Consider the following 24,496-nt stretch of genomic DNA (forward strand, 5'->3'; position numbering starts at 1 on the left):
TCCCATGCGCACCTGCGTGCTGAGCCGCGAAGAGGCTCCGCGCGACGGGCTGATCCGGCTCGCACTGTCGCCGGATGGCGAGGTGTTGCCCGATGTCCGCGCCAAGGCGCCGGGCCGCGGCGCCTGGATCGGCGTGACCCGCGCCGAGCTCGACGCTTCGGGCAAGAAGCTCAAGGGCGTGCTCGCCCGCGCCTTCAAGGGCGCCGAGCTGCGCATTCCCGAGGATCTCGGCGCGCGGATCGAGGACCAGCTGCAGCGCAACGCGCTCGATCGCCTCGGCCTGGAGTTCAAGGCCGGGCATGTCGTGATCGGCGGCGACCGCATCCAGGAATCCGCGCGCAGCGGCCGGCTCCACCTGCTGCTCCATGCGAGCGACGCGGGCGAGGACGGGGCGCGCAAGCTCGCCCAGGCCTGGCGCGTGGGCAGCGATCGCGAGGGCAGCGGCCTCCGGGGCTTAACATTGCCGATCCCGCGCACCATATTGTCCTTGGCGCTTGGCCGCGAAAATGTGGTACATGCCGGCCTGACCGACGCCAAAGCGGCTGCGCGGACGAGCGAGGCGCTCGATCGGTGGCTGCGCTTTATCGGATCCGATTCCACCCCTCGCCCTTGCGAAACCGCTTCGCAAGGCGCATCGGCGCTTCCGTCGGAAGCGTCCGAAGACGAACGACAGACTGAAGGACTTTAGGCAGGCGCATGAGCGACACCGATAACGATAAGCCGAAACTGGGCATGCGCGCACCGCTGGGGCTGAAGCGCACGGTCGAGACGGGCAAGGTGAAGCAGAGCTTCAGCCATGGCCGCTCGAACACCGTGGTCGTGGAAGTGAAGCGCCGCCGGGTCCTGGGGCCGCACGGCACTCCGCAGGACGAGGCGCAGGCCGCGCCCGAGCCCGTCGCCGCGCCCGCGCCGCCGGCGCCGCCCGCCCCGCCGCGCCCCGCCGCGCCCGCACCGCGCCCGTCGAACGAGACGGCGCAGGAGCGCCAGGCCCGATTGCTGCGCGAGGCGGAAGACCAGCGCATGCAGGCGAACGAGGAAGCGCGCCGCCGCGAGGAGCGCGAGCGCGCCGAGGCGGCCGAAGCGGAAGCCCGCCGCGTCGAGGAAAAGGCGCGTGCCGAGGCGGAAGCCGCCAAGGCGCCGCCGGCCCCCGAGCCCGAGGTCGAGAAGGCCGTCGAGGCCGCTCCGGCGCCCGTCGCCGCGCCGACGCCGGCTCCTGTCCCGGCTCCGGCCCCCAGGCCCGCGCCGACGCCGGCGGCCCCCCCGGCCCCGGTCGCGCTGCAGCTCGATCCGAGCCGCCCGGCCCCGCGCCTGTTCACGCCCGTGCAGCGCCCCGAGATTCCCAAGCCGCAGCCCAAGCCCGAGCCGAAGCCCGAGGCTGCCGCTCCGGCGCCGGCCCAGGCCGCGCGTCCGGCCGGCGGCGGTGCGCCTGCATCGCGTCCCGCTCCCACGGGCGGCGCGCCGGTGCGCCGCGGCCCCGAGCCTGCGCGTCCGCAGCAGCGCGACCGCAAGGGCGACGATCGCCGCCAGTCGGGCAAGCTCACCGTCAATCGCGCCCTGGGTGGCGAGGATGGCGCGCGCGCCCGCTCGCTCGCCGCGCTGAAGCGCGCCCGCGAGAAGGAGCATCGTCGTTCCTATGGCGGTTCGTCGGCGCCGCGCGAGAAGCAGGTCCGCGACGTGGTCGTCCCCGAGGCGATCACCGTGCAGGAGCTCGCCAACCGCATGGCCGAGAAGGGCGCCGACCTGGTGAAGGCGCTGTTCAAGATGGGCATGCCGGTCACCGTCAACCAGACGATCGACCAGGACACGGCCGAGCTGCTCGTCACCGAATTCGGCCACAACCTGCAGCGCGTCAGCGAGAGCGACGTCGATCTGGACGTATCCGAGGCCGATGCCGAGGACACGCTGCAGCCGCGCGCCCCGGTAGTGACGATCATGGGTCACGTCGATCACGGCAAGACTTCGCTTCTCGACGCCCTGCGCGGCACCGACGTGGTGAAGGGCGAGGCCGGCGGCATCACCCAGCACATCGGCGCCTATCAGGTCACGCTGAAGGACAAGTCGAAGATCACCTTCCTCGACACGCCGGGCCATGAGGCGTTCACCCAGATGCGCGCCCGCGGCGCCGACATCACCGACATCGTCGTGCTGGTGGTGGCGGCGAATGACGGGCTGATGCCGCAGACGATCGAGGCGATCAATCACACCAAGGCGGCCGGCGTGCCGATGATCGTGGCGATCAACAAGGTCGATCTCGACAGCGCCAACCCGCAGCGCGTGCGCGAGCGCCTGCTCGAGCATGAAGTGATCGTCGAGGAGATGGGCGGCGAGACGCAGGACGTCGAAGTCTCCGCGCTCAAGAAGATCGGCCTCGACGCGCTGATCGAGAAGATCCAGCTCCAGGCCGAACTGCTCGACCTCAAGGCCAATCCGGACCGCGAGGCCGAGGGCACGGTGATCGAGGCGAAGCTCGACAAGGGCCGCGGCCCGGTCGCGACCGTCCTCGTCAACCGCGGTACCCTGAAGGTCGGCGATGTGTTCGTCGTCGGCGCCGAGAGCGGCAAGGTTCGTGCGCTGGTCAACGACAAGGGCCAGCAGGTGAAGGAAGCCGGCCCGTCGGTGCCTGTCGAGATCCTGGGCCTCTCCGGCGTGCCGATGGCGGGCGATCCGCTCCAGGTCGTCGAGAACGAGGCGCGCGCGCGCGAAGTCGCCGAATATCGCCAGGGCGTTGCGCTCCAGAAGCGCACCACCCAGGCGCCGGCCAGCCTCGAGAGCATGTTCTCGGCGCTCAAGGAAAAGCAGGCGATGGAATATCCGCTGGTCGTCAAGGCGGATACCCAGGGCACGGTCGAGGCGATCGTCGCTGCGATCAACAAGATCAGCACCGACGACATCAAGGCCCGCGTTCTCCATGCCGGCGTGGGCGGCATCACCGAAAGCGACGTGACGCTCGCCGGCGCCGCCGGTGCGCCGATCATCGGCTTCAACGTCCGCCCGAACGCCAAGGCGCGCGAGATCGCCGAGCGCAACAAGGTCGCGTTCAAATATTATGACGTGATCTACGACCTGACCGACGAGATCCGCGCGGGCATGGCCGGCCAGCTTGGCCCGGAAGCCTTCGAAACCGTCGTCGGCCGCGCCGAGATCAAGGAAGTCTTCTCGGCGGGCAAGCACGGCAAGGCAGCCGGCCTGCTCGTCACCGAGGGGGCGATCCGCAAGGCGCTCAAGGCGCGCATCACCCGGGACGATGTCATCATCTACCAGGGCGAGATCGCCTCGCTGCGCAGGTTCAAGGACGATGTGGCCGAAGTGCGCGCGGGCCTGGAATGCGGCGTGACGTTCAGCCAGAACTTCACCGACATCAAGGCGGGCGACTATCTCGAGACCTTCGAAGTCGAGATGCGCGAGCGCACGCTGTAACCAACTCCCTCTCTCCGCTTGCGGGGAGAGGGTCGGGGAGAGGGTGCATCGCACTTGCCCCTCTCCCCGGCCATCATCAGATCGGTCATGCCGGCGGCATGACCGATCTGATGATCCCCTGAAGGAGAGAGGGAGAATGGTAGCTTCGATCTTCGACGATTTCCCGTCGCCTTCCTCCGCCCGGCTACTCGGCTGGGAGATGAAGGGGTTCGATGCGGAAGCGCGGACGATCGAGATCGGCTTCCAGCTCGACGATCGCTTCCTGAATCCTGCCGGCACGGTGCAGGGCGGGTTCCTGGCGGCGATGCTCGACGACACGCAGGGCCCCTGCCTGTTCGCGGCGAGCGAAGGCACGGTCTATGCGCCGACGATCGATTTCCATGTCGTGTGCCTGAAGCCTGCGCGGCCCGGGCGCTTCACGGGCAAGGGCAGGGTGGTGAGCCTGGGCAAGACGATCGCGGTCACCGAGGCCGAATTGTTCGACGAAGGCGGCAGCATGGTCGCCCGCGGCACCTTCACGGGCCGCGTGATGGAAGGCGCGATGGCGCGCCGGGGTGAGAAATGAAGACGCAGACCACCACCGAGGAACGTTCCGTCCGCCTGCTGCGCGTCGGCGAGCAGGTGCGTCACGTGCTGAGCGAGATCCTGCAGCGCGGCGACGTGCACGACGACACGCTGGCCAGCCACATGGTCTCGATCACCGAGGTCCGCATGTCGCCCGACCTGCGCCATGCCACGGTGTTCGTGAAGCCGCTGCTCGGCAAGGACGAGGAAGTGGTGATCAAGGCGCTGCGCACCAACACCGCCTATCTCCAGCGCGAAGTCGCGCACCGGGTGAAGATGAAATATGCGGCGAAGCTCAAGTTCCTGGCGGACGAGAGCTTCGACGAGGGCAGCCATATCGACCAGCTGCTCCGTTCGCCCGAAGTGGCGCGCGACCTGGGCGACGACACCGCCAAGGCCTGAGCCGGGCGCGTGACGTCGCATCCCGGCGGGGATTGATTCCGCCCGCGCGCGGTGCAGTATCGTGCGATGCGCGCGCTGCTGCTCTTCTTCCTCTTCTGCTCGGCATGGACGGTGCCCGCCCGCGCGCAGGTCGGCGCGCTCCAGACCGACTGCAAGCTGGGCGGCGGCGGCCCGGGCGGATACCAGTTCGTCGCCACCTGCGCCGGGCGGGCCAGGTCGCCCGACGGGCATTTCGCGGTGGTCCAGCGCGCCTATCAGGACAAGCAGCCGCCGATCGAAGTGCAGGATGCCCGGGGGCGCGTGGTCGCCCGGCTTTCCAGCATCAGCGACGACATGCCGTTCAGCGTCCATTGGGCGCCCAATTCGCGCTGGTTCTTCGTCAACCACCATGTCGGCTCGTTCATGGACGTGCTGCGGGTCTTCGAGATCGCCGGCGGCAAGGTGATCGAGCGTCCGGCGCTCGGGCGCGCGGCGGTGAAGACCGCGTCGCTGCGCTATCCCTGCCTGGGGCGCGACATGGTCCTGCCCAATGGCGTGCGCTGGGCGCGCGGCGGCCACAGCATCGTGCTGGTGACGATCAGCCGCCCCGATGCCTGTAGTTCCGACCATACCAACAGGCCGGGCCGCTGGAAGCCGCTCTGGATGATCGGCGATGCCCGGACCGGGCGGGTGGAAGCGCGGTCGATCCAGCCGAACCGCGACGCACGCGGGCTGCGCGAGCCGCGCGGGGGGCTTTACTCGCGGCCCTGAGGCTCCGAAGAAGCCGGATGGCCAAGCTCTATTTCTACTATGCCTCGATGAATGCGGGGAAATCGACCACGCTGCTCCAGGCCGATTTCAACTATCGCGAGCGCGGCATGCGCACCTTGCTGTTCACCGCCGGCATCCATGATCGCGGGGGCAAGGGCGTGATCGATTCGCGGCTCGGCATCAGCGCCGTCGCCACGCCGTTCGAGGAGGCGACCGACCTGCGCCGCATCGCCGAGGACGCGCATTACGAATCGCCGCTCGCCTGCATCCTGGTCGACGAGGCGCAGTTCCTCTCGCCCGCCCAGGTCCGCCAGCTCGCCCATCTCGCCGACGAAGTGGGCATCCCGGTGCTCTGCTACGGCCTGCGCACCGATTTCCAGGGCCGGCTCTTTCCCGGCTCGGCCGAGCTGCTCGCGCTCGCGGACTCGCTCGTCGAGATCAAGTCGGTGTGCGAATGCGGGCGCAAGGCGACGATGAACCTGCGCGTCGACGGCGCGGGCAATGCCGTGCGGCAGGGCGAGCAGCGCGAAGTGGGCGGCAACGAGCGCTATGTCGCGCTGTGCCGCCGGCACTTCATGCAGCGTACAGCCTGACTATGCTAAGGCGCGGGGCAGGAGTGTTTCACATGGTCTTCGAAAGGAGACGAACCATGTTCCGCAAGACCGTCCTCGCGCTGGCGCTGCCGGCGCTGTTCGTCACCTCGGCTGCCGTGGCGCAGCAGGCGGGTCCCACGCCGGGGCCGAAATCCGGCGATCCCGCGACGATCCCGTTCATGACCCGCAACGACATCCGCACCTTCGACTCCACCGACGATGGCGACGGCGTCTATATCCAGGATGCCCGGCGCAACTGGTATTATGTGACCTTCTTCGGCCGCTGCAACGAGCTGCCCTGGGCGATCGGCGTGGGCTTCAAGACCTTTGCCGGCGGCTTCCAGATCGATCGCGGCGACACGATCATCGCCGGGCGCGAGCGGTGCAGGATCGCCGACATCGTCCATAGCGGCCCGCCGCCAGCCAAGGCCGCGAAGGCCGGCAAGGCCAAGGGCGCCTGACGCTGGCTCCGGCGCCCCGCCTCGGCTAGGGGCCGCCGGATGCATGGCTGGATCATCCTCGACAAACCCTTGGGCCTCGGCTCCACCCAGGGCGTGAGCGCCGTCAAGCGCGCGCTGCGCGACGGCAAGTACGGCAAGTTCAAGGTCGGCCATGGCGGCACGCTCGATCCGCTGGCGACCGGGGTGCTGCCGGTCGCCATCGGCGAGGCGACCAAGCTGGCCGGGCGGATGCTCGACAGCGACAAGGTGTACGACTTCACCATCGGCTTCGGCGTGGAGACCGACACGCTCGACCGGGAGGGCAAGGTGGTCGCCACCTCGGAGGTGCGCCCCACGGTCGTGCAGGTCGAGGCAGTGCTGCCGCGTTTCACCGGACCGATCGAACAGGTACCGCCCGCTTATTCGGCGCTCAAAGTCGATGGCGAGCGCGCCTATGATCTGGCCCGGGCAGGGGAAGAAGTGAAGCTGGCCAGCCGCAACGTGGTGATTCACGACCTCCGGATCCGTCATCCCGGCGAAAGCCGGGATCTGGGGCAGTCGGGCGGGGCAGGAGTCGCACGAGATCCCGACTTGCGCCGGGATGACGAAAGGGGTGCGGGTGACGATCTGGAAGCAATCACCCTGCGTGCCCATGTCTCCAAGGGCACCTATATCCGCTCCCTCGCGCGCGACATCGCGCGGGCGCTCGGCACCGTCGGCCATGTCACGATGCTCCGCCGGGTGAAGGCCGGGCCGTTCACGCTCGATCACGCGATTTCGCTGGACAAACTGGCAGAAGCCGGTATGGCGCGCACCCTTGAACACCTCCTCCTGCCATTGAGGGCGGGGCTGGACGACATCCCGGCTCTATCTCTCGCTCCCGACCAGGCAGGGCTGCTCCGACAGGGGCAGGTTCTGGCCGGGATCGCTGCTGAAGACGGCCAATATTTCGCGCAATCGGGCGATGTGCCCATCGCGCTGGTGGAGGCTCAGTCCGGTTTCGTCCGGGTCGTTCGCGGCTTCAACCTGTAAGCGATGTCGAAGGAAAGACTATGTCGATCACTGCCGAGCGCAAGGAAGCGCTCATCAAGGAACACGCCCGCGGCGGCACCGACACCGGCAGCCCCGAAGTGCAGATCGCGATCCTCTCGGAGCGCATCTCGAACCTGACCGAGCACTTCAAGACGCACGCCAAGGACAACCATTCGCGCCGCGGCCTGCTCATGCTGGTCAACAAGCGCCGTAGCCTGCTCGACTATCTGAAGAAGAAGGACGAGAGCCGCTACACCGATCTCATCGCGAAGCTCGGGCTTCGCAAGTAACCGAAAAGGCGGCCCCCGGGTCGCCTTTTTGTCATTCGGGCACGCTACCGTGCCGAACCGCCTCCGCATCGGAGGCACGACGGGGATCGGCAATCCGGCCGATCCTGGAGCCACGTATGGCTCAACTCATAGGCCCCCGCTGCATCGGGTAGCGGGAGTGAAGGAAATCCAATGTTCGACAAGAAGACTGTATCGATCGAGTGGGGCGGCAAGACGCTGACCCTCGAAACGGGCAAGGTTGCCCGCCAGGCCGACGGCGCCGTGATGGCGACTCTCGGCGAGACGGTGGTGCTCTGCGCGGTCACGGCCGCGAAGAGCGTGAAGGAAGGCCAGGACTTCTTCCCGCTCACCGTCCATTATCAGGAAAAATTCTCGGCCGCCGGGCGCATCCCGGGCGGCTTCTTCAAGCGCGAGCGCGGCGCCACCGAGAAGGAGACCCTGGTCTCGCGTCTCATCGACCGCCCGATCCGCCCGTTGTTCCCGGAAGGCTTCTACAACGAGATCAACGCCATCGCTCAGGTGCTGAGCTATGACGGCGAGAACGAGCCGGACATCCTGTCGATGGTCGCCGCTTCGGCAGCGCTCACCATTTCGGGCGTGCCCTTCATGGGCCCGATCGGCGCCGCCCGCGTCGGCTATGTCGATGGCGAATACATCCTGAACCCGACCGACGAGCAGGTTGCCGCCGGCGAACTCGATCTGGTCGTCGCCGCCACCTATGACGCGGTGATGATGGTCGAATCGGAAGCCAAGGAGCTTTCCGAAGAGATCATGCTCGGTGCCGTGCTGTTCGCGCACGACGCCTGCCGCGAAGTGATCAAGGCGATCATCAAGCTGGCCGAGCAGTCGGCCAAGGAGCCTTGGGAAATGGCGTCGCAGGACGACAACGCCAAGCTCAAGGACAAGATCAAGAAGCTGATCGGCAAGGACATCGCCGCCGCCTACAAGCTCACCGACAAATCGGCTCGCTCGAACGCGCTGAACGAGGCGCGTGCCAAGGCCAAGGCGCAGTTCGCCGAGGACGGCCTTTCGCCCCAGGAAGTTATGGCCGGCATCAAGCTGACCAAGAAGCTGGAAGCCGAGATCGTCCGCACCGCCATCCTCAAGGACGGCAAGCGCATCGACGGCCGCACCACCACGCAGATCCGCCCGATCGTGGCGGAGACGCACTTCCTGCCGCGCGCGCACGGCTCGGCGCTGTTCACCCGCGGCGAGACCCAGACCATCGCCACCGCGACGCTGGGCACCAAGGATGCGGAGCAGATGATCGACGGCCTGAACGGCCTGTCGTACCAGCATTTCATGCTGCACTATAACTTCCCGCCCTATTCGGTCGGCGAAGTGGGCCGCTTCGGCGCGCCGGGCCGCCGCGAAGTCGGCCATGGCAAGCTGGCGTGGCGCGCGCTGCACCCGGTGCTGCCGTCGAAGGACGAGTTCCCCTACACGATCCGCCTGACCAGCGACATCACCGAGTCGAACGGCTCGTCCTCGATGGCGTCGGTGTGCGGCGGCAGCCTCGCGATGATGGACGCCGGCGTGCCGATCAAGCGCCCGGTCTCGGGCATCGCCATGGGCCTGATCCTCGAGGGCAAGGACTATGCGATCCTGAGCGACATCCTGGGTGACGAGGATCACCTGGGCGACATGGACTTCAAGGTGGCGGGCACGTCCGAAGGCATCACCACGATGCAGATGGATATCAAGATCGCCGGCATCACCAAGGAGATCTTCGAGGCTGCCCTGGCCCAGGCCAAGGAAGGCCGCGCCCACATCCTGGGCGAGATGAACAAGGCGCTGGGCGAGACTCGCTCGGAGCTGTCGGCGCATGCGCCGCGCATCGAGACGATCACGATCGACAAGACCAAGATCCGCGACGTCATCGGCACGGGCGGCAAGGTGATCCGCGAGATCGTCGCCACCACCGGCGCCAAGGTCGACATCGACGACGAGGGCGTGATCAAGATCTCGTCGTCGGACCTGACGCAGATCGAGGCCGCCAAGAACTGGATCCTCGGCATCGTCGAGGAAGCCGAAGTCGGCAAGATCTACACCGGCAAGGTGGTCAACCTCGTCGATTTCGGTGCGTTCGTGAACTTCATGGGCGGCAAGGACGGCCTCGTCCACGTCTCGGAGATCAAGAACGAGCGCGTCGAGAAGGTCTCGGATGCCCTGAGCGAAGGCCAGGAAGTCAAGGTCAAGGTCCTCGAGATCGATCCGCGCGGCAAGGTCCGCCTGTCGATGCGCGTCGTCGACCAGGAGACCGGCGAGGAGCTGGAGGACACGCGTCCGGCCCGCGAGCCGCGCGAACCGCGCGGGGATCGTGGCGATCGTGGCGACCGCCGTCGTGACGGCGGCCGTGGCGGCGATCGTGGCCCGCGCCGCGAGGGCGGCGACCGTGGCGACCGTGGTCCGCGCGGCGATCGTGGCGATCGCGGCCCGCGCCGCGAGCGCTCCGAATCGAAGGACGAGGGCGGCGAGAATATCGGCCTGCCGGCGTTCCTCACCGGCGGCGACGACTGATCGTCTCCGCATCGTGAAAACCGGAAAGGGCTCGCTTTGGCGGGCCCTTTTTCGTGGTTTTCCAGCCGCCTGACCAGCTGAGTGCGCGTGTCGACTTGTCCTGGATCAGCGCGCCCGGGCCCGTGGTGCGCTATCCTCGGTGACAGGCAAGGATCGGGACGATGGGACGGGGCCAGGACGATATCCGCTGGATGGAAGACCTGCCGGTCCTTCAGGATCGGCCCTGGCTCCAGCTCGGCCTGACGCTGGCCATCACCGGTACCGCATTGCTGGTTCGCATCGCGCTCGGTCCGTTCCTGCCGCCGGGCCTGCCCTATGCGACCTTCTTCCCGGCGGTGATCGTCACCAGCTTCCTGCTCGGCGCGCGGCCCGGGCTGCTGGCGGCGATACTGGGCGGGATATTGGGCTGGCTGTTCTTCATCGGCGATCCGCTCGCGATATCGCCGCTGCCGGGCACGGCACCCTCGCTCCTCCTCTATGTCGTCGGCGATGCGCTGATCCTGCTGCTGTTCCACTGGATGCAGGTGGCGACGGCCAGCCTGGTCGCGCAGCGCGAACGCAACCATCGGCTGGCCGAGACCCGCACCTTGCTGTTCCACGAGCTGCAGCACCGCGTCTCGAACAATCTCCAGGTCGCCGCCGGCCTGCTGGTGCTGCAGAAGCGCCATGTCGGCGATCCCGCCGCCCAGGCCGCGCTCGACGAGGCCGCCCGCCGTATCGGGACGATCGGGCGGATCAGCCGCCGGCTCTATCGCCCCGATGGCGAAGCGCAGGACGTGCGGGCGCTGCTCGCGGCGCTGGTCGCCGATGTGATCGAAGCGAACGGCAAGCCGGTCGACCTGAAGATCGAGGATCCCGACGCGCTGGCGCTCGCGCCCGATGCGGCGGTGCCGGTCGCGCTGATCGTTGCCGAGGCGGTGGCCAATGCGATCGAGCACGGCCTTGGCGGGCGGGAAGGTGGGCGGATCGTGATCCGCTGCCTGCGCCGGGAGCAGGGCTTCGCGATCGAGATCGAGGATGACGGGCAGGGGCTCCGCCCGGGCTTCGACATGACGCGCCACGCCAGCCTGGGCCTGCACATCGCCGCGACGCTGGCCGGCCAGCTGGGCGGCCGCTTCGAGCTGGAGCCGGGCGACCGGGGCGCGCGCGCCCGGCTGGTCGTGCCTTAGTCCGGATCGACGGTCAGGCTAAGGGTGTGGCTTGGCGGATTGGAACACTTCGAGCCAACCTCCGTCGTCACCCTGAAACAAGTTCAGCATGACGGAGGGGAGAGGCGTCGACATGCAACTTCCGTCCCTCGTCTCCGGGAGCGGAAGGGACAAAGCTCAATGCCGATTGCCCCTAGCCTTCGCGCCCGGGCCGGTAGCGCAGCGCCTCGACGATCGCGGCGAAGGCGGGGGTGGGCTGGCGCCGGCTGGGATAATAGAGATGATAGCCGGAAAAGGGCGGCGACCAGTCTTCGAGCACTGCCTCCAGCGCACCGCTGTCGAGATGCTCGCGGACGAGATTCTCCATCAGATAGGCGAGCCCGAACCCGTCCAGCGCCGCCTCGCGGATATGGAAGATGCTGTTGAAGGTCAGCTGCCCGTCCACCCGCACCCGCTGCGCCCGCCCGGCCCGCTCGAACTCCCAGGCATAGAGGCCGCGCAGCGTGGGCAGGCGCAGGTTGATGCAGCAATGGCCGGCCAGTTCCTGCGGCGTGCGCGGCCGTCCGGCCTTGGCGAAATAGCCGGGCGTCGCCACCACGAGCATCCGCATCTCCGGGCTGATCGGCACCGCGATCATGTCCTTGGCGATGATATCGCCCAGCCGCACGCCCGCGTCGAACTTCTCGGCGACGATATCGACCAGGCGATAGTCGGTCTCGATCTCCAGCCGGATGTCCGGATAGCGCGCCAGCACGCCGCGCAGCCGGGGCCAGAGCACGGTCTGGAGCGAGAATTCGTCGGCGGTGATGCGGATATTGCCCGCGGGCCGCTCGCGCAGGTCGTTGAGCGCGGCGACATGCGTCTCGATCTCGTCGAGATGGAAGGCGACGGAGCGCAGCATCCGCTCGCCCGCCTCGGTGGCGGTGACGCTGCGGGTGGTGCGATTGAGCAGCCGCACGCCCAGCCGCTCCTCGAGCCCGCGCATGCAATGGCTGAGCGCCGACGGCGTCACTCCCAGCTGCGCTGCTGCGCGGGTGAAGCTGCGCTCGCGCGCCACGGCAACGAAGGCAGCGAGATCGGCGAGGTCCTGGCGGTTCATTGCTGAGAATTTCTCATAAACCCGTTCAGATTGCAGCCCCTAATCGGCGGGGCGATCTACCCTATCTCTGCCGGGCACGGGGCGGCTCATCTCAGGAAGACAGGACATGCAGAAGCGCATTCTCGGCAACGGCCTCGAAGTCTCGGCGATCGGCTATGGCTGCATGGGGCTGGACTTCGCCTATGGCAGCAAGCTGAGCCCGGCCGAGAGCAGCACTCTGCTGCGCGCCGCGGTCGATCGCGGCGTCACGTTCTTCGACACCGCCGAAGTCTATGGTCCCTTCACCAACGAAGGGTTGGTGGGCGCGGCGTTGCGCCCGGTGCGCGACCAGGTGGTGATCGCCACCAAATTCGGCTTCAACATCGTGGACGGCGTGCAGCAGGCGGGCCTGAACAGCCGGCCGGAGCATATCCGCGCAGTCGCCGAGGCTTCGCTCCAGCGGCTCGGCATCGAGCAGATCGACCTGCTCTACCAGCACCGTGTCGATCCCGATGTGGCGATCGAGGAAGTCGCCGGCGCGGTGAAGGAGCTGATCGCGGAAGGGAAGGTCAAGCATTTCGGCCTGTCCGAGCCGAGTGCCGACACGGTGCGCCGCGCGCATGCCGTGCAGCCGGTCACCGCGATCCAGAACGAATATTCGCTATGGACGCGCGGCGTGGAGACCAACGGCATCTTCGCGGCCTGCGAGGAGCTGGGCATCGGCCTGGTGCCCTACAGCCCGCTCGGCCGCGGCTTCCTCACCGGCGCGATGCACGCGGACACCGCGTTCGGCGAAGGCGATTTCCGCAGCAAGCTGCCGCGCTTCACGCCCGAGGCGATGGCGAAGAACCAGGCGCTGGTCGACCTGCTCCAGCGCATCGCCGAAGGGAAGCAGGCGACGCCGGTCCAGATCGCGCTGGCCTGGATCCTGGCGCAGCGCCCCTGGATCGTGCCGATCCCCGGCACCACCAAGCTGCATCGGCTCGAGGAGAATCTGGGCGCCGCGGCGGTTGTGCTCACTTCCGAGGATCTTGCCGGCATCGCCGCCGCGCTCGCCGAGATCGATATCGAGGGCGAGCGCTATCCGGCCCCGCTGATGCAAGTCGTCGGCCGGTGAAGCCGGCACTCGCCGCGCTCGCGCTCATGGCCGGGCCGGCGGGCGCCCAGTCCGCTTTCCAGGAGTCCCTTTCGCAGGAGAAGCGCATCATGAAGCTCAATCGCAGCGGCTCCCAGCCGTCGCAAAGGGGCCCCGCCGAATGGTTCACCGGATCGGTACGGATCGACCCGCTCACCATCGCGCCGGAGCCGCGCTACGGCGTGGCGAGCGTCACTTTCGAGCCCGGCGCGCGCACGGCCTGGCACACGCATCCGCTCGGCCAGACGCTGATCGTCACTTCGGGACTGGGCTGGACCCAGTGCGAGGGCGAGGCGATCGCCGAGATCCGCCCGGGCGACGTGATCTGGTGCCCGCCCGGCCATCGCCACTGGCACGGCGCCAGCCCCACCACCGCGATGACGCACATTGCCATCCAGGAGGCGCTGGACGGCAGGATGGTCACCTGGATGGAGCATGTGACCGACGCCGAATATCTCGCGGGCCCGGCCGGGGAGCGCTGATGCCGCACGTCATGCTCCATCTCGCCGCCGGGCGGTCCGAAGCCGAGAAGCGGCGCCTGGCCGATGCGCTGGCCGATGCCGTGACGGCGGCGATCGGATCGCCGGCGGACACCATCTCGGTCGCGATCGAGGATGTGCCGATGGACGACTGGCCGCAATTCCATCGCCGCGAGATCGTCGCCCGGCCCGCGCTGCTGTTCAGGCCGCCGGGCTACACGCTCTGACCCCCCTTTCCTTCCCCCAAGACCAACCGAGGACCCTCATGCCCAGCCCAGCCAAGGCCTATGCCGCCCAGTCGGCGACCGCGCCGCTCGCGCCCTTCAGCTTCGCGCGCCGCGACCTGCTGCCCGACGACGTCTCGATCGACATCCTCTATTGCGGCGTCTGCCATTCGGACCTGCACACCGTGCGCGGCGAATGGGGCGGCACGCTCTATCCCTCGGTCCCCGGCCATGAGATCGTCGGCCGCGTGACGGCGGTGGGCGGCGACGTCACGCGCTTCGCGGTGGGCGACCTGGTCGGCGTCGGCTGCATGGTCGACAGTTGCGGCCATTGCCCGTCCTGCCATGCCGGCGAGGAGCAGTTCTGCGAGACCACCGGTTTCGTCGGCACCTATAATGGCGCGGACAAGGTGCTGGGCGGTCACACCTTCGGCGGCTATTCGGACCATATCGTCGTCAAGGACGTCTTCGTCGCGCGCATCCGCCATGACGAGAAGGACCTGGCCGCGGTCGCGCCGCTGCTGTGCGCGGGCATCACCACCTATTCGCCGCTGCGCCACTGGAAGGCGGGGCCGGGCAAGAAGGTCGGCGTGGTCGGCATCGGCGGCCTTGGCCATATGGGCATCAAGCTCGCCGCGGCGATGGGCGCGCACGTCGTCGCCTTCACCACGTCGCCCGACAAGATCGAGGACGCGAAGAAGCTGGGCGCGCACGAAGTCGTGGTCTCGCGCGATGCCGAGGCGATGGCGGCGCATGCCAACAGCTTCGACTTCATCCTGAACACCGTCGCCGTGGCGCACGACCTCAACGCGTTCCTGGTGCTGCTCCGCCGCGACGGCACGATGACGCTGGTCGGCGCGCCCGAGCATCCGCACCCCTCGCCGGACATCTTCAACCTGCTGCTCAATCGCCGTGCGATCGCCGGCTCGCCGATCGGCGGCATGGTCGAGACGCAGGAGATGCTCGATTTCTGCGCCGAGCGCGGCATCACCGCCGATATCGAGATGATCCGGATGCAGGATATCGAGACGGCCTATGCGCGCATGACGAAGAGCGACGTGAAATATCGCTTCGTCATCGACATGGCTTCGCTGAAGGCGGAGGGATAAAGCAGCCGTTCCGTCGTGGCGCTCGATCCCGGGCGCCACGGTCGAACATAGCCAAATCGGTTGTAATGTAGGATTCGAAATGTTCCCCATATGTTCGCGGCAACTCGCTGCGCGAATGGGAGAATCCGAATGGCAATTTTTCAGCGACCGGAAGCTGGGGCGGTGGTGCGCGACCTTAACGGGAAGGTCGCCGAGGCCCAGCTCAACGTGCGGGACTGGGGAGCGGTCGGAAATTATAGCGCCGATGACACGGATGCGATTCAGGCGTGCTTCGATGCGGCGCCTCCCGGTGCGACCGTGCACTTTCCCTCGGGGAAGGACCTTGCCACGTTCCGGGTGACCCGGCAGCTCAACATCAACAATGAGATCTGCCTCAGCGGCGAATTGTCGCGCATCGTCGGCGATTTCACCGGCGATCATGCTTCCGATGACTTGCTGCACTTCAACGTGCCGATCGAGATGCGCAACATCGTGATCGAGCGGCTGACGCTTAATTTCAACAATGGTGGCCGGCATGCAATCTATGTCGGCAATGCTTCCGGCAAGGGCGCGCTGGGCTGGGTGATCCGCAACTGCGTGGTCGCCGGCGGCGCCGATCCCGAGGGCCGCGCCATCGTGTTCGATCATATCGGCACCCACTTCAATCGTATCCGGGACAATCAGATCATCAACGGTATCCTGCTACACGGCGCGGATGGGACGATCATCGACGGTAATCTGATCTTCGGCGAGCGTTGCGGCGTGACGGTGGAGCTCGCGAACGGGGCCTACAAGACGCAGATCGTCAACAACGGGATCACCGCGCGGGATGGCGGCGTGTTCCTGCGCGCCGCGCAACAGGTCGATATCGAGAACAACCAGTTCGAGCAGGGCTTTGACGGCGCCCGCGAATCGAACGTCAATGCCTTCGAAGTGACGCCGGGTCTGCGCGTGGCCTCGCACATCATCGCCTATGGCGGCGACGAAGCGGTCCGCGACATTCGCATCCTCGGCAACAATTTCGGTTCGGGTGTCAATCAGGAAGCGGCGATCTCGCTGGTCGGCTATACGCGCGATATCCTGATCGACGAGAACGTCTTCGCCAATCTCGGGACCAGCCTCTACGATATCCGCATCTTCAACGAGACGAGCGCCTATACCGTCATCGGCGAGCGGAATCGCGTCTATGGCATTACGCGAACCGGGCTCCAGAGCCGCTTCGAGGCGAACTCGCTCGACCCCAAGGCGCTGCTGCGTGTTCATGACAATGGCAAGGGCAGCTACGGCTATGCCGCGCGCAAGGGGAAGGCAGCGCTCGATCTGCGCAACGGCTGGGATGCGACTCAGGATTTCGCGATCTGGAAGGGTGAGGACGACCGGCTGCACATGACCGGCGGCCTGATCCATGGCGCCAATGCCGGCGGCACACTGGTCGGCGTGCTGCCCCCGACGATGCGGCCGGTGGCGGATGCGCGGTTCTTCTGGGGCGGGGTCCACAATGTCGTCGCCTCGAACCTGCAAACGCGTCTGCTCGTGCTCGGCGGCACTGGCGAGATCTGGGTTCAATCCGCGGAAGTGGCGAATGCCGGCGGTGATGGCCTGGGCGGCACGCCGACGATCAGCTGGATGCATGCCACGCAACCGATCCAGGGGCGGGCGGAATATCTGTCAGGCCCCTTCTGAACCGGTGATTTGGAGGGAGCGCGGGAAACCCGCTCCCTCTTCCTCCGCCATATGAAGAGCCCCGGACCGGTTCGGCCTTGCGGTGCTCCATCCAAGGAAATGCGGAAAGGGCGGGGCGTTGCCGCCGCGCGGCGTTGTCCGGGCCCGTGTAAGGTCCAGGGGGTTCTGTTGCCCGGCCCCCCTGGTGGCCGCTGGATTCCGCTTCTGTTGCCCGGTGCGGTCCAACCGCGCATTTTAGAGTAACCTTGGGCCGTTAGGCCGTGGGGTTACGCCGCAATAGCGAGTGCTTCGTTATCGTTGGCACTTGTGTTTCAGACCGTCACGGTGGCCCAGGCCGAGAGATAGTCAGCGCTTTTCAACACACGTCGATCCTAGTTCGGCCCCGTCATCAACTGCCTTGGCAGGTAGCTGGTGGTGGAGCCGCCGGGTACCGCCCCCGGGTCCGCTGCGCCTATTGCACGCCGTCGTTTATCCCCATAGCCGACCGAAGCCGGCAGCCCCTATATAGGGGCTCGGCGATTAATGAAAAGGTCAGGCTGCATTCCCTAAGGCCTTCACAGTGCCGCAAACAATTGGCATGGAGGCTGCATCATGTTGACCCAGCGTTCCCGCTATGCGCTGCGCGCGATGCTTTTCCTTGCCGGACAGCCCGCTGCCGGCGCGCCCACGCCGATGAACCGCATCGCCGCCGAGGCGAATGTGCCGCGCAAGTTCCTCGAGCTGATCCTCGCCGATCTGCGCGAGGCGGGCTTCCTCAGTTCCACGCGCGGCAAGGCCGGCGGCTATCGCCTGGCGCGGCCGACGCACCTCATCTCGCTGGGCGAGATCATCCGGGTGATCGAGGGGCCGCTGGCCCTGGTCCCCTGTGTCAGCCGCACCGCCTATCGCCCGTGCAACGACTGCAAGGACGAAGCGAGCTGCGCGATCCGCCACGCCATGGCGCGTGTCCGCGACGAGACCGCGCGTATCCTCGACGGCACCAGCCTGGCCGATGCCGTCGCGGAAGACCTTGCCGCGGCCTAGGCCGCGTTTTTCTTCTTCAACTCGTCGCGGATCTCGCGCAGCAGCGTCACGTCGGCCGGTTCGGCGGCCGCGGCTTCCTCCGGCTTGGGGAGCATGCGGTTCACCGCGCGCACCAGCAGGAAGATGATGAAGGCGACGATCAGGAAATTGACCGCCGCGGTGACGAACGCGCCATAGCCGAACAGCGGCACGCCGGCCTTTTTCAGCGCGGCATAGTCGGTCGATCCGGCCAGGCTGGCGGGGATCGGGCCCAGCGCGATGAAATAGCTGGAGAAATCGAGCCCGCCAAAGATCTTGCCGATCAGCGGCATCAGCAGATCGTCGGTGAGCGAGCTGACGATCTTGCTGAAGGCGGCGCCGATGATGACCGCCACCGCAAGGTCGATCACGTTGCCGCGCGAAACGAACGCCTTGAATTCCTTGAACATCCCTTCGGCTCCCGTCTCCTGCCGCCGAGGTGCGGCATCCCGGGCATGATGCACGGATGCGGACCGTTCGCAAATGCCGACTGTCCGATTTCGCTTTCGAACCCCGGTGTGGCCACGGTATAAGACACTCCGAACCAGATCCGGAGGATCATGACGTGATGAAGTTTCGTGCCGTTCTCGCCCTTGCCGGCGCCGCCTTGCTCTCGGCCTGCGGGCTCAACAGCGTGCCCACCGCGGAAGAGAATGCGAAGGCGAAATGGGCCGATGTGCAGGCCGCCTATCAGCGCCGCGCCGATACCATCCCCGCACTGGTCAACACGGTGAAGGGTGCCGCCGCGTCCGAAGGCAAGATCCTGACCGACGTGGTCGAGGCGCGCGCCAAGGCGACTTCGGTACAGGTTTCGGCGAACGATCTCACCGATCCGGCCAAGGTCCAGGCCTTCCAGGCGGCGCAGCAGCAGCTGAGCGGCTCGCTCGGCCGCCTGCTCGCCACCGTCGAGGCCTATCCCCAGCTGCAGAGCCAGCAGACGTTCAAGACGCTGATGGATCAGATCGAGGGCAGCAACAACCGCATCACCGTCTCGGTGCGCGACTATAACGCCGCGGTGCAGGCCTATAACACCCGCATCCGCACCTTCCCCGACGCGATCGGCGCCAAGATCTTCTACGGTGCCAAGCCGATCGTCCCGTTCCAGGCGCAGGCAGGCGCGGAGAAGATGCCCGAGGTCAGCTTCGGGAACAGCAACTGATCCTGAGGGCGCTCCTCCTCTGCGGCGCGCTCGCGGCCTGCAAGCCCGTTGCGCAGAACGCGCAGTCCGTTTCCGCCGGATGTACCCCTCCGGCGGCGACGGCAGCGCCCGTGGCGGACGCAGTGGGGAAGCCGGGGCCTGCCCCGGCCGGCTATGATTTCCCGGCGCTGACCGGCCGCGTGGTCGACGCCGCCGGCCTGTTGTCGGTCAGCGAGCGGCGCAGGCTTTCGAACCGGCTGGTCGATGTCGAGAAACAGTCGAAGCATCAGTTCGTGGTGGTGACGGTGAAGAGCCTGGGCGGCCATGACATCGCCGACTATGGCCTGAACCTCGGCCGCACCTGGGGCATCGGCCGCAAATGCTTCAACGACGGCGTGCTGCTGATCGTGGCGCCCAATGAGCGCAAGGTGCGGATCGAAGTCGGCTATGGCCTCGAAAAGGCGCTGCGCGACGAGGAAGCGGGCGAGATCATCCGCAACGACATCCTGCCGCGCTTCAAGGAAGGCAAATACCCCGAAGGCATCGCCGCCGGCAGCGAGGCCATCATTCGCGAGATCACCCGATGATATTGTTGCGTAGCCTGCTCGCGTTCCTGCTCGTCCTGGTGCCGCTCTCGGCCCAGGCACAGCCCAATTTCCCCAAGCTCACCGGCCGGGTGGTCGACGACGCGCATCTGCTCTCGCCCGAGCAGGCCGCCCAGCTCACCCAGCTTTCGGACGAGGTGGAGAAGGCCTCGTCGCGCCAGTTCGTCGTCGCGACCATTCCCGATCTCCAGGGCTATGACATCGCCGATTACGGCTATCAGCTCGGCCGGGCCTGGGGGATCGGGCAGAAGGGCGCGAACAACGGCATCCTCCTCCTGGTCGCGCCCAACGAGCGCAAGGTGCGGATCGAAGTCGGCTATGGTCTCGAGCCGATCATGACCGACGGCCTGTCCAGCCAGATCATCAACGAGACGATCATCCCCAGGTTCAAGGCCGGCGACATGGCGGGCGGCATCGTGGCGGGCGCGCAGGCGATCGGCGCGCAGATGAAGCTGCCGCTCGAAGCCGCCGAGCAGCGCGCGCAGCAACAACAGGCTCAGGTCACCCAGACGCGCCAGAAGAGCCATGGCGGCGGCGGTTTTCCCGTCGGCCTGATCTTCTGGGGCATCATCCTGGTCTTCGTGATCCTGCCCATGCTCGGCATCTTCGGCCGGCGCCGGCGGCGCGGGCCCTGGGACCGGCCCTATCGCGGCGATGGCGGCGCGCTGCCGATCATCCTCTGGTCGATCGCGAGCGAGATCGGCCGCGAGGCCAGCCGCGGCGGCGGCAGCGGCTGGGGCGGAGGCGGCGGCGACGGCTGGGGAGGCGGCGGCGGGGGCGGCGGCTTCTCGGGCGGCGGCGGATCGTTCGGGGGCGGCGGCGCCTCGGGGAGCTGGTGAGATGCGATTGACCGATCAGGACCGCGAGGCCGTTACCGCGGCCGTCACGGCGGCCGAGCTGACCACCAATGGCGAGATCGTCACGGTCGTCGCGGGGCGTTCCGATGCCTATCACGACGTCGCGCTGCACTGGGCGGTGCTGGCGATGCTGCTCGTCCTTGCGCTGCTCGCCTGGCAGCCCTGGCCGGCGGAGTGGCTGCACAGCCGCTTCATCGACAGCTGGGCGCAGGTGGTGCCGGCGCGCTGGTATCTCACCATCGCGCTGGTGCTGATGGCGGTGACCTTCCTGGTCGCGCGGGTTGTGCTCGCGCTCGATGTGCTGCGGCTGTTCCTAACCCCCGGCGCGACCAAGACCCGCCGCGTCCACCGCCGCGCGCTGGAGCTGTTCCGCGCCGCGGCCGAGAAGCGCACCCGCGGATCGACCGGCGTGCTCGTCTATCTGAGCCTGGCCGAGCATCGCGCCGTGATCCTGGCCGACGAGGGGATCCATTCGAAGGTAACCGCCGATGTCTGGGGCGCGGCGATGGCGGCGCTGGTCGGCGGCCTCAAGGAGGATCGCGCGGGCGCGGGCATGGCCGAGGCGGTGCGCCAGATCGGCCTGGTCCTGGCCGAGCATTTCCCCCGCAGCGCGGACGATGTGAACGAGCTTCCCGACCGGGTGATCGAACTATGAGCGATGCGCCCGAGGAAGTGGCGTGGCAGGGCAAGTGGATCACGGCCAAGCGACGGGGGAAGTGGGAATATGTCTCGCGCGCCCGCGGCATCCGCGCCGCGGTGATCGTGGCGATCGACGCGGATGGCCATGTCCTGCTCGTCGACCAGTATCGCGTGCCGCTCGGCAAGCGCTGCCTCGAACTGCCGGCCGGGCTGATCGGCGACGAGGCCGGGCATGAGGGCGATTCGCCCTTCGACGCCGCGCGCCGCGAGTTGATCGAGGAAACCGGCTATGATTGCGCGGCGATCGAGGATCTGGGCGAATATCATTCCTCGCCCGGCCTGGTCAGCGAAAGCTTCACGCTGGTCCGCGCCACGGGGTTGACCAAGGTGGGGGAAGGCGGCGGGCTGGAGGATGAGGACATCATCGTCCACCGGGTGCCGCGCGCGGAGGTCGCCGCTTTCGTCGCCGCCAGGCGCGCCGAGGGGCTGGCGATCGACGTGAAGCTGTTGCTGCTGCTGTCGGGCGCGCTGCTGGGGGATTGATCGTGCCGGGGGCCACCGGGAGGCTGGCGCCCGGAACCCGGCCATGGACACGGGAACCGGAGCGGCGAAGGCTAGGCCGCCGCTATCCGATCAGCGGAAATTGTCCGCATAGGCCTGGAGCTTGAGCTTGCGCTCGGGCGCGGCGACCACGTGGAAGGCAAGGCCCTCGCGCTCGGCATAGGCGGTGGCGGCTTCCAGGGACGGGAAGCTCATGCGCAGCTGCGTGGCGGTCGCGTCGCCGCCGGCCCAGCCGGTGAGGGGGTCGGCCTGTTGCTGGCGGACCGGCTCGAACTCGAGGATCCAGATCGTCGTGCGCGCACGGCCCGACTGCATGGCGTTCTTGGGCTTCTGGTAGATGCGGGCGGTCTTGGTCATGGGCACACCCCTTAGCGCGAGCCGGCGGCCCTTGCATCTGCCTTTTTCGTGCGCAGCGTGGCGGAGGCGGCGGCGGGATCCTCGGGCCAGGGGTGCCGGGGGTAGCGCCCGCGCATCTCCTTGGCGACGGCGGCCCAGCTGCCCTTCCAGAAGCCGGGCAGGTCGCGCGTCGTCTGGATCGGCCTGCCGGCCGGCGAAGTGAGGCTGAGCACGAGCGGGGTGCCGTCGCCTAGCGTCGGATGGCTGTCGAGGCCGTAGAGCGCCTGAACGCGCACCTCCACCGTCGGTCCGCCCTCGGCCGCATAGTCGATCGCATAGGTCGAGCCCTCGGGCGTCTCGAAACGGGCCGGGGCGAGCCGGTCGAGCGCCTTCTGGCCGTCCCAGCCGAGCAGGTTGTTCAGCGCATTGGTGAGCCCCTCGACCGCGTCCAGCCGGCGCTTGCCGGCGAGCAGGCCGGGCAACCAGTCGTCCAGCTCGGCGAGCAGGCGCGCGTCGGAGAGCGAATCGTTCCCGGCATAGGCGGCGCGGGTGCGCAGCGCCCGGGCGGTATCGGACCAGGGCAGCAGCGCCAGGCCGTGCTCGCGCACGCCTTCGAGCAGCGCCTTCTCGATCTCGGCGGGGTCGGCGGCCGTGTCGGGCCCGCTGGACAGGCGGATCGCGCCGAGCCGGCGTTCGCGAAGCGCCTCGATCCGGCCGCTGGCGGGATCGAAGCGCACGCTGCGCCGGGTTTCGATGCGATCGGCGAACAGCGCCTCCACCGCGGCCGGATCGATCGGCGCGGCGGAGAGGATGCGCGCGCCCGCCGCCATGCCCTGCGTCTCGGCGACCGCCAGCCATTCGGCGCGGGCGAGCGAGGAGGTCGGGTCGAGCCTGAACCCGCGCCCGCCGGCCGAGGCCCAGGTCTCGCCGCCGGCATCCCGGCGCCTGGCGATGCGATCGGGGAAGGCGAGGGCGACGCAGGCGGCGGGGTCGCCGGCGCCATCATCGCCGACCAGCCTGGCCCAGCGCTGCGCCAGCCGCCGGCCATTCTCCGCGCGCGGGCCGCGTTCGCTTCGCCAGCGGCGGAGGCGCAGTTCGAGATCGGCGTCATTGCCGCCCAGCCCGCGCTCGCCGAGCAGCACCGCGATTTCGGCGGCGGTGCGCGCCATGCCGCGCTCGGCGGCGCGGACCAGCATATGGCCGAGCCGGGGCGGCAGCGGCAGCCCGGCGATCGCCTTGCCATGCGCGGTCGGCCGGCCGTCTTCATCAAGTGCTTCCAGCGTCCCCAGCCGCTTGCGCGCCTCGGACACTGCAGCCTCGGGTGGCGGATCGAGCCAGTTCAGGTCGCGCGGATCGTTCACGCCCCATAGCGCGCAGTCGAGCACCAGCGCCGAGAGATCGGCTTCCAATATCTCGGGCGGATCGAAGCGCGGCAGGCCGGCGGTCGCTGCTTCCTCCCATAACCGATAGGCGGTGCCCGGGCCCTGGCGCGCGGCGCGGCCGGCCCGCTGGGTGACGGCGGCCTGGCTGGCGCGCTCGGTGACCAGCCGGGTCATCCCGGCGGCGCGATCATAGCGTGGCCGCCGGGCTAGGCCCGAATCGACCACCACGCGGATGCCGTCGAGCGTGAGCGAGGTCTCGGCGATCGACGTGGCCAGCACGATCTTGCGCCGGCCCTCGGCATCGGGCGCGATCGCGGCGCGCTGGGCGCCGGGTTCGAGCGAACCGTGCAGCTTGTGGACCACGGCGCCCGGCACGTCGCCGATCCGCTCCGCCGTCCGTTCGATCTCGGCGACGCCGGGCAGGAAGGCGAGCACGCCGCCTTCGGCTTCGCGCAGCGCCGTGCGGATCGCGGCCGCCACCGATTCCTCGATCCGGGCATCGGCGGCGCGACCCAGGTGCCGTAGCTCCAGCGGCCAGCTGCGCCCCTCGCTCTCCACCACGGGCGCATCGCCCATCAGGCTCGAGAAACGCACGCCGTCGAGCGTCGCCGACATCGCGACCAGCCGCAGGTCCGGCCGCAGCGCCGCCTGGGCGTCGAGCGCCAGCGCCAGCCCGAAATCGCTGTCGAGGCTGCGCTCATGCACTTCGTCGAACAATATCGCCGAAACCCCCGCCAGTTCCGGATCGGCCTGGATGCGGTTGACGAAAATGCCCTCCGTCACCACCGTCACGCGCGTAGCCGCCGAGCGCTTGCTGTCCATCCGCGTGGCATAGCCGAAGGTCTGGCCGACGCTCTCGCCCGCCAGCGCCGCCATCCGCTCGCCCGCCGCGCGCGCGGCGAGCCTGCGCGGGGAAAGCAGCAGCACCTCGCCGGTGCACCAGGCCTCGCCGAGCAGCGCCGGCGCCACCGCCGTCGTCTTGCCGGCGCCCGGCGGGGCGACCAGCACGGCGTTGCTGCCCGCGCGCAACGCGGCGAGCAGGACGGGCAGGACGGACTGGATCGGCAATGTCTCACGCATCACGCGCAACCAAT

The 24,496-nt window shown here is 68.1% G+C and carries 26 protein-coding genes and 1 other RNA gene; 22 read left to right on the plus strand and 5 right to left on the minus strand.

Going from position 1 to position 24,496, the window contains the following annotated elements; all coding sequences use genetic code 11:
* Positions 1-4 precede the first annotated feature (4 nt).
* The 11 genes from CAP40_RS03740 (at position 5) to CAP40_RS03790 (ending at position 11,177) form a co-directional block, all read left to right on the plus strand.
* Positions 5-688 (plus strand): DUF448 domain-containing protein, encoded by a 684-nt coding sequence (locus CAP40_RS03740; protein ID WP_256924037.1) that lies wholly within the window; start codon positions 5-7, stop codon positions 686-688.
* 8 nt (positions 689-696) lie between these two features.
* On the plus strand, positions 697-3,417 hold the full coding sequence (gene infB, locus CAP40_RS03745) for a translation initiation factor IF-2 (RefSeq protein ID WP_086127979.1): 2,721 nt from the start codon (positions 697-699) through the stop codon (positions 3,415-3,417).
* 136 nt (positions 3,418-3,553) lie between these two features.
* Positions 3,554-3,982 (plus strand): PaaI family thioesterase, encoded by a 429-nt coding sequence (locus tag CAP40_RS03750; protein ID WP_086127980.1) that lies wholly within the window; start codon positions 3,554-3,556, stop codon positions 3,980-3,982.
* Complete coding sequence (rbfA, locus tag CAP40_RS03755) at positions 3,979-4,383, plus strand: 30S ribosome-binding factor RbfA (RefSeq protein ID WP_086127981.1); 405 nt, start codon at positions 3,979-3,981, stop codon at positions 4,381-4,383. The genes CAP40_RS03750 and rbfA overlap by 4 nt, the downstream gene beginning before the upstream one ends.
* 51 nt (positions 4,384-4,434) lie before the next feature.
* Positions 4,435-5,133, plus strand: coding sequence for a hypothetical protein (locus CAP40_RS03760; protein WP_179187887.1), 699 nt, complete (start codon positions 4,435-4,437; stop codon positions 5,131-5,133).
* A gap of 17 nt (positions 5,134-5,150) precedes the next feature.
* On the plus strand, positions 5,151-5,726 hold the full coding sequence (locus tag CAP40_RS03765; RefSeq protein ID WP_086127983.1) for a thymidine kinase: 576 nt from the start codon (positions 5,151-5,153) through the stop codon (positions 5,724-5,726).
* A gap of 56 nt (positions 5,727-5,782) precedes the next feature.
* Positions 5,783-6,187 (plus strand): DUF6491 family protein, encoded by a 405-nt coding sequence (locus tag CAP40_RS03770; protein WP_086127984.1) that lies wholly within the window; start codon positions 5,783-5,785, stop codon positions 6,185-6,187.
* 39 nt (positions 6,188-6,226) lie between these two features.
* Positions 6,227-7,198, plus strand: coding sequence for a tRNA pseudouridine(55) synthase TruB (gene truB / locus CAP40_RS03775; protein ID WP_086127985.1), 972 nt, complete (start codon positions 6,227-6,229; stop codon positions 7,196-7,198).
* A 20-nt stretch (positions 7,199-7,218) separates the two neighbouring features.
* A complete protein-coding gene (gene rpsO / locus CAP40_RS03780; protein WP_086127986.1) occupies positions 7,219-7,488 on the plus strand; it encodes a 30S ribosomal protein S15 in 270 nt (89 codons plus the stop codon).
* 171 nt (positions 7,489-7,659) lie between these two features.
* A complete protein-coding gene (gene pnp, locus CAP40_RS03785) occupies positions 7,660-10,008 on the plus strand; it encodes a polyribonucleotide nucleotidyltransferase (protein WP_086127987.1) in 2,349 nt (782 codons plus the stop codon).
* A 161-nt stretch (positions 10,009-10,169) separates the two neighbouring features.
* Positions 10,170-11,177, plus strand: coding sequence for a sensor histidine kinase (locus CAP40_RS03790; protein ID WP_086127988.1), 1,008 nt, complete (start codon positions 10,170-10,172; stop codon positions 11,175-11,177).
* Between the two features lie 172 nt (positions 11,178-11,349).
* Here the strand turns inward: CAP40_RS03790 and CAP40_RS03795 are convergent, their stop codons facing one another.
* Positions 11,350-12,255: a LysR family transcriptional regulator gene (locus CAP40_RS03795; protein ID WP_086127989.1), complete on the minus strand. Its 906-nt coding sequence runs from the start codon at positions 12,253-12,255 to the stop codon at positions 11,350-11,352.
* Between the two features lie 106 nt (positions 12,256-12,361).
* Between CAP40_RS03795 and CAP40_RS03800 the strand changes: the two genes are divergently transcribed.
* The 5 genes from CAP40_RS03800 to CAP40_RS03820 all read left to right on the plus strand — a co-directional run bounded on the left by CAP40_RS03800 (position 12,362) and on the right by CAP40_RS03820 (position 16,843).
* A complete protein-coding gene (locus tag CAP40_RS03800; protein ID WP_086127990.1) occupies positions 12,362-13,351 on the plus strand; it encodes an aldo/keto reductase in 990 nt (329 codons plus the stop codon).
* A complete protein-coding gene (locus CAP40_RS03805; protein ID WP_373384817.1) occupies positions 13,348-13,851 on the plus strand; it encodes a cupin domain-containing protein in 504 nt (167 codons plus the stop codon). The genes CAP40_RS03800 and CAP40_RS03805 overlap by 4 nt, the downstream gene beginning before the upstream one ends.
* Entirely contained in the window at positions 13,851-14,075 is a 225-nt protein-coding gene (locus tag CAP40_RS03810) for a tautomerase family protein (RefSeq protein WP_086127991.1), read from the plus strand. Before CAP40_RS03805 ends, CAP40_RS03810 begins: the two co-directional genes overlap by 1 nt.
* Before the next feature lie 38 nt (positions 14,076-14,113).
* Positions 14,114-15,181, plus strand: a complete 1,068-nt coding sequence (locus CAP40_RS03815; RefSeq protein ID WP_086127992.1) for an NAD(P)-dependent alcohol dehydrogenase — start codon at positions 14,114-14,116, stop codon at positions 15,179-15,181.
* A 129-nt stretch (positions 15,182-15,310) separates the two neighbouring features.
* The gene (locus CAP40_RS03820; protein WP_144034214.1) at positions 15,311-16,843 is read left to right on the plus strand and encodes a glycosyl hydrolase family 28-related protein; all 1,533 of its coding nucleotides are present in this window, start codon (positions 15,311-15,313) and stop codon (positions 16,841-16,843) included.
* A 192-nt stretch (positions 16,844-17,035) separates the two neighbouring features.
* Here CAP40_RS03820 and ssrA read toward each other — a convergent pair.
* Positions 17,036-17,376: a transfer-messenger RNA gene (gene ssrA / locus CAP40_RS03825) on the minus strand.
* A gap of 58 nt (positions 17,377-17,434) precedes the next feature.
* Here ssrA and CAP40_RS03830 point away from each other — a divergent pair.
* On the plus strand, positions 17,435-17,866 hold the full coding sequence (locus tag CAP40_RS03830; protein ID WP_086127994.1) for an Rrf2 family transcriptional regulator: 432 nt from the start codon (positions 17,435-17,437) through the stop codon (positions 17,864-17,866).
* Here CAP40_RS03830 and mscL read toward each other — a convergent pair.
* Positions 17,863-18,294, minus strand: coding sequence for a large conductance mechanosensitive channel protein MscL (gene mscL, locus CAP40_RS03835; protein WP_086127995.1), 432 nt, complete (start codon positions 18,292-18,294; stop codon positions 17,863-17,865). The two genes, CAP40_RS03830 and mscL, sit on opposite strands and share 4 nt — an antisense overlap.
* Positions 18,295-18,452: 158 nt before the next feature.
* On the opposite strand from mscL, the gene CAP40_RS03840 reads away from it, so the two are divergent.
* The 5 genes from CAP40_RS03840 to CAP40_RS03860 all read left to right on the plus strand — a co-directional run bounded on the left by CAP40_RS03840 (position 18,453) and on the right by CAP40_RS03860 (position 21,666).
* Complete coding sequence (locus CAP40_RS03840; RefSeq protein WP_086127996.1) at positions 18,453-19,043, plus strand: LemA family protein; 591 nt, start codon at positions 18,453-18,455, stop codon at positions 19,041-19,043.
* Between the two features lie 110 nt (positions 19,044-19,153).
* A complete protein-coding gene (locus tag CAP40_RS03845; protein ID WP_086127997.1) occupies positions 19,154-19,609 on the plus strand; it encodes a YgcG family protein in 456 nt (151 codons plus the stop codon).
* Positions 19,606-20,466, plus strand: a complete 861-nt coding sequence (locus CAP40_RS03850; RefSeq protein ID WP_086127998.1) for a YgcG family protein — start codon at positions 19,606-19,608, stop codon at positions 20,464-20,466. The genes CAP40_RS03845 and CAP40_RS03850 overlap by 4 nt, the downstream gene beginning before the upstream one ends.
* A gap of 1 nt (position 20,467) precedes the next feature.
* Positions 20,468-21,139, plus strand: coding sequence for a TPM domain-containing protein (locus tag CAP40_RS03855; RefSeq protein ID WP_086127999.1), 672 nt, complete (start codon positions 20,468-20,470; stop codon positions 21,137-21,139).
* Positions 21,136-21,666, plus strand: a complete 531-nt coding sequence (locus CAP40_RS03860) for an NUDIX hydrolase (RefSeq protein ID WP_086128000.1) — start codon at positions 21,136-21,138, stop codon at positions 21,664-21,666. Before CAP40_RS03855 ends, CAP40_RS03860 begins: the two co-directional genes overlap by 4 nt.
* A gap of 90 nt (positions 21,667-21,756) precedes the next feature.
* Here CAP40_RS03860 and CAP40_RS03865 read toward each other — a convergent pair whose 3' ends face one another.
* Both CAP40_RS03865 and hrpB read right to left on the minus strand, forming a co-directional pair.
* Complete coding sequence (locus CAP40_RS03865; protein WP_086128001.1) at positions 21,757-22,041, minus strand: ETC complex I subunit; 285 nt, start codon at positions 22,039-22,041, stop codon at positions 21,757-21,759.
* An 11-nt stretch (positions 22,042-22,052) separates the two neighbouring features.
* The gene (gene hrpB, locus CAP40_RS03870; RefSeq protein ID WP_086128445.1) at positions 22,053-24,482 is read right to left on the minus strand and encodes an ATP-dependent helicase HrpB; all 2,430 of its coding nucleotides are present in this window, start codon (positions 24,480-24,482) and stop codon (positions 22,053-22,055) included.
* Positions 24,483-24,496 lie beyond the last annotated feature (14 nt).

This window comes from Sphingomonas sp. IBVSS2, from assembly GCF_002127225.1.
Lineage (GTDB): Bacteria > Pseudomonadota > Alphaproteobacteria > Sphingomonadales > Sphingomonadaceae > Sphingomonas.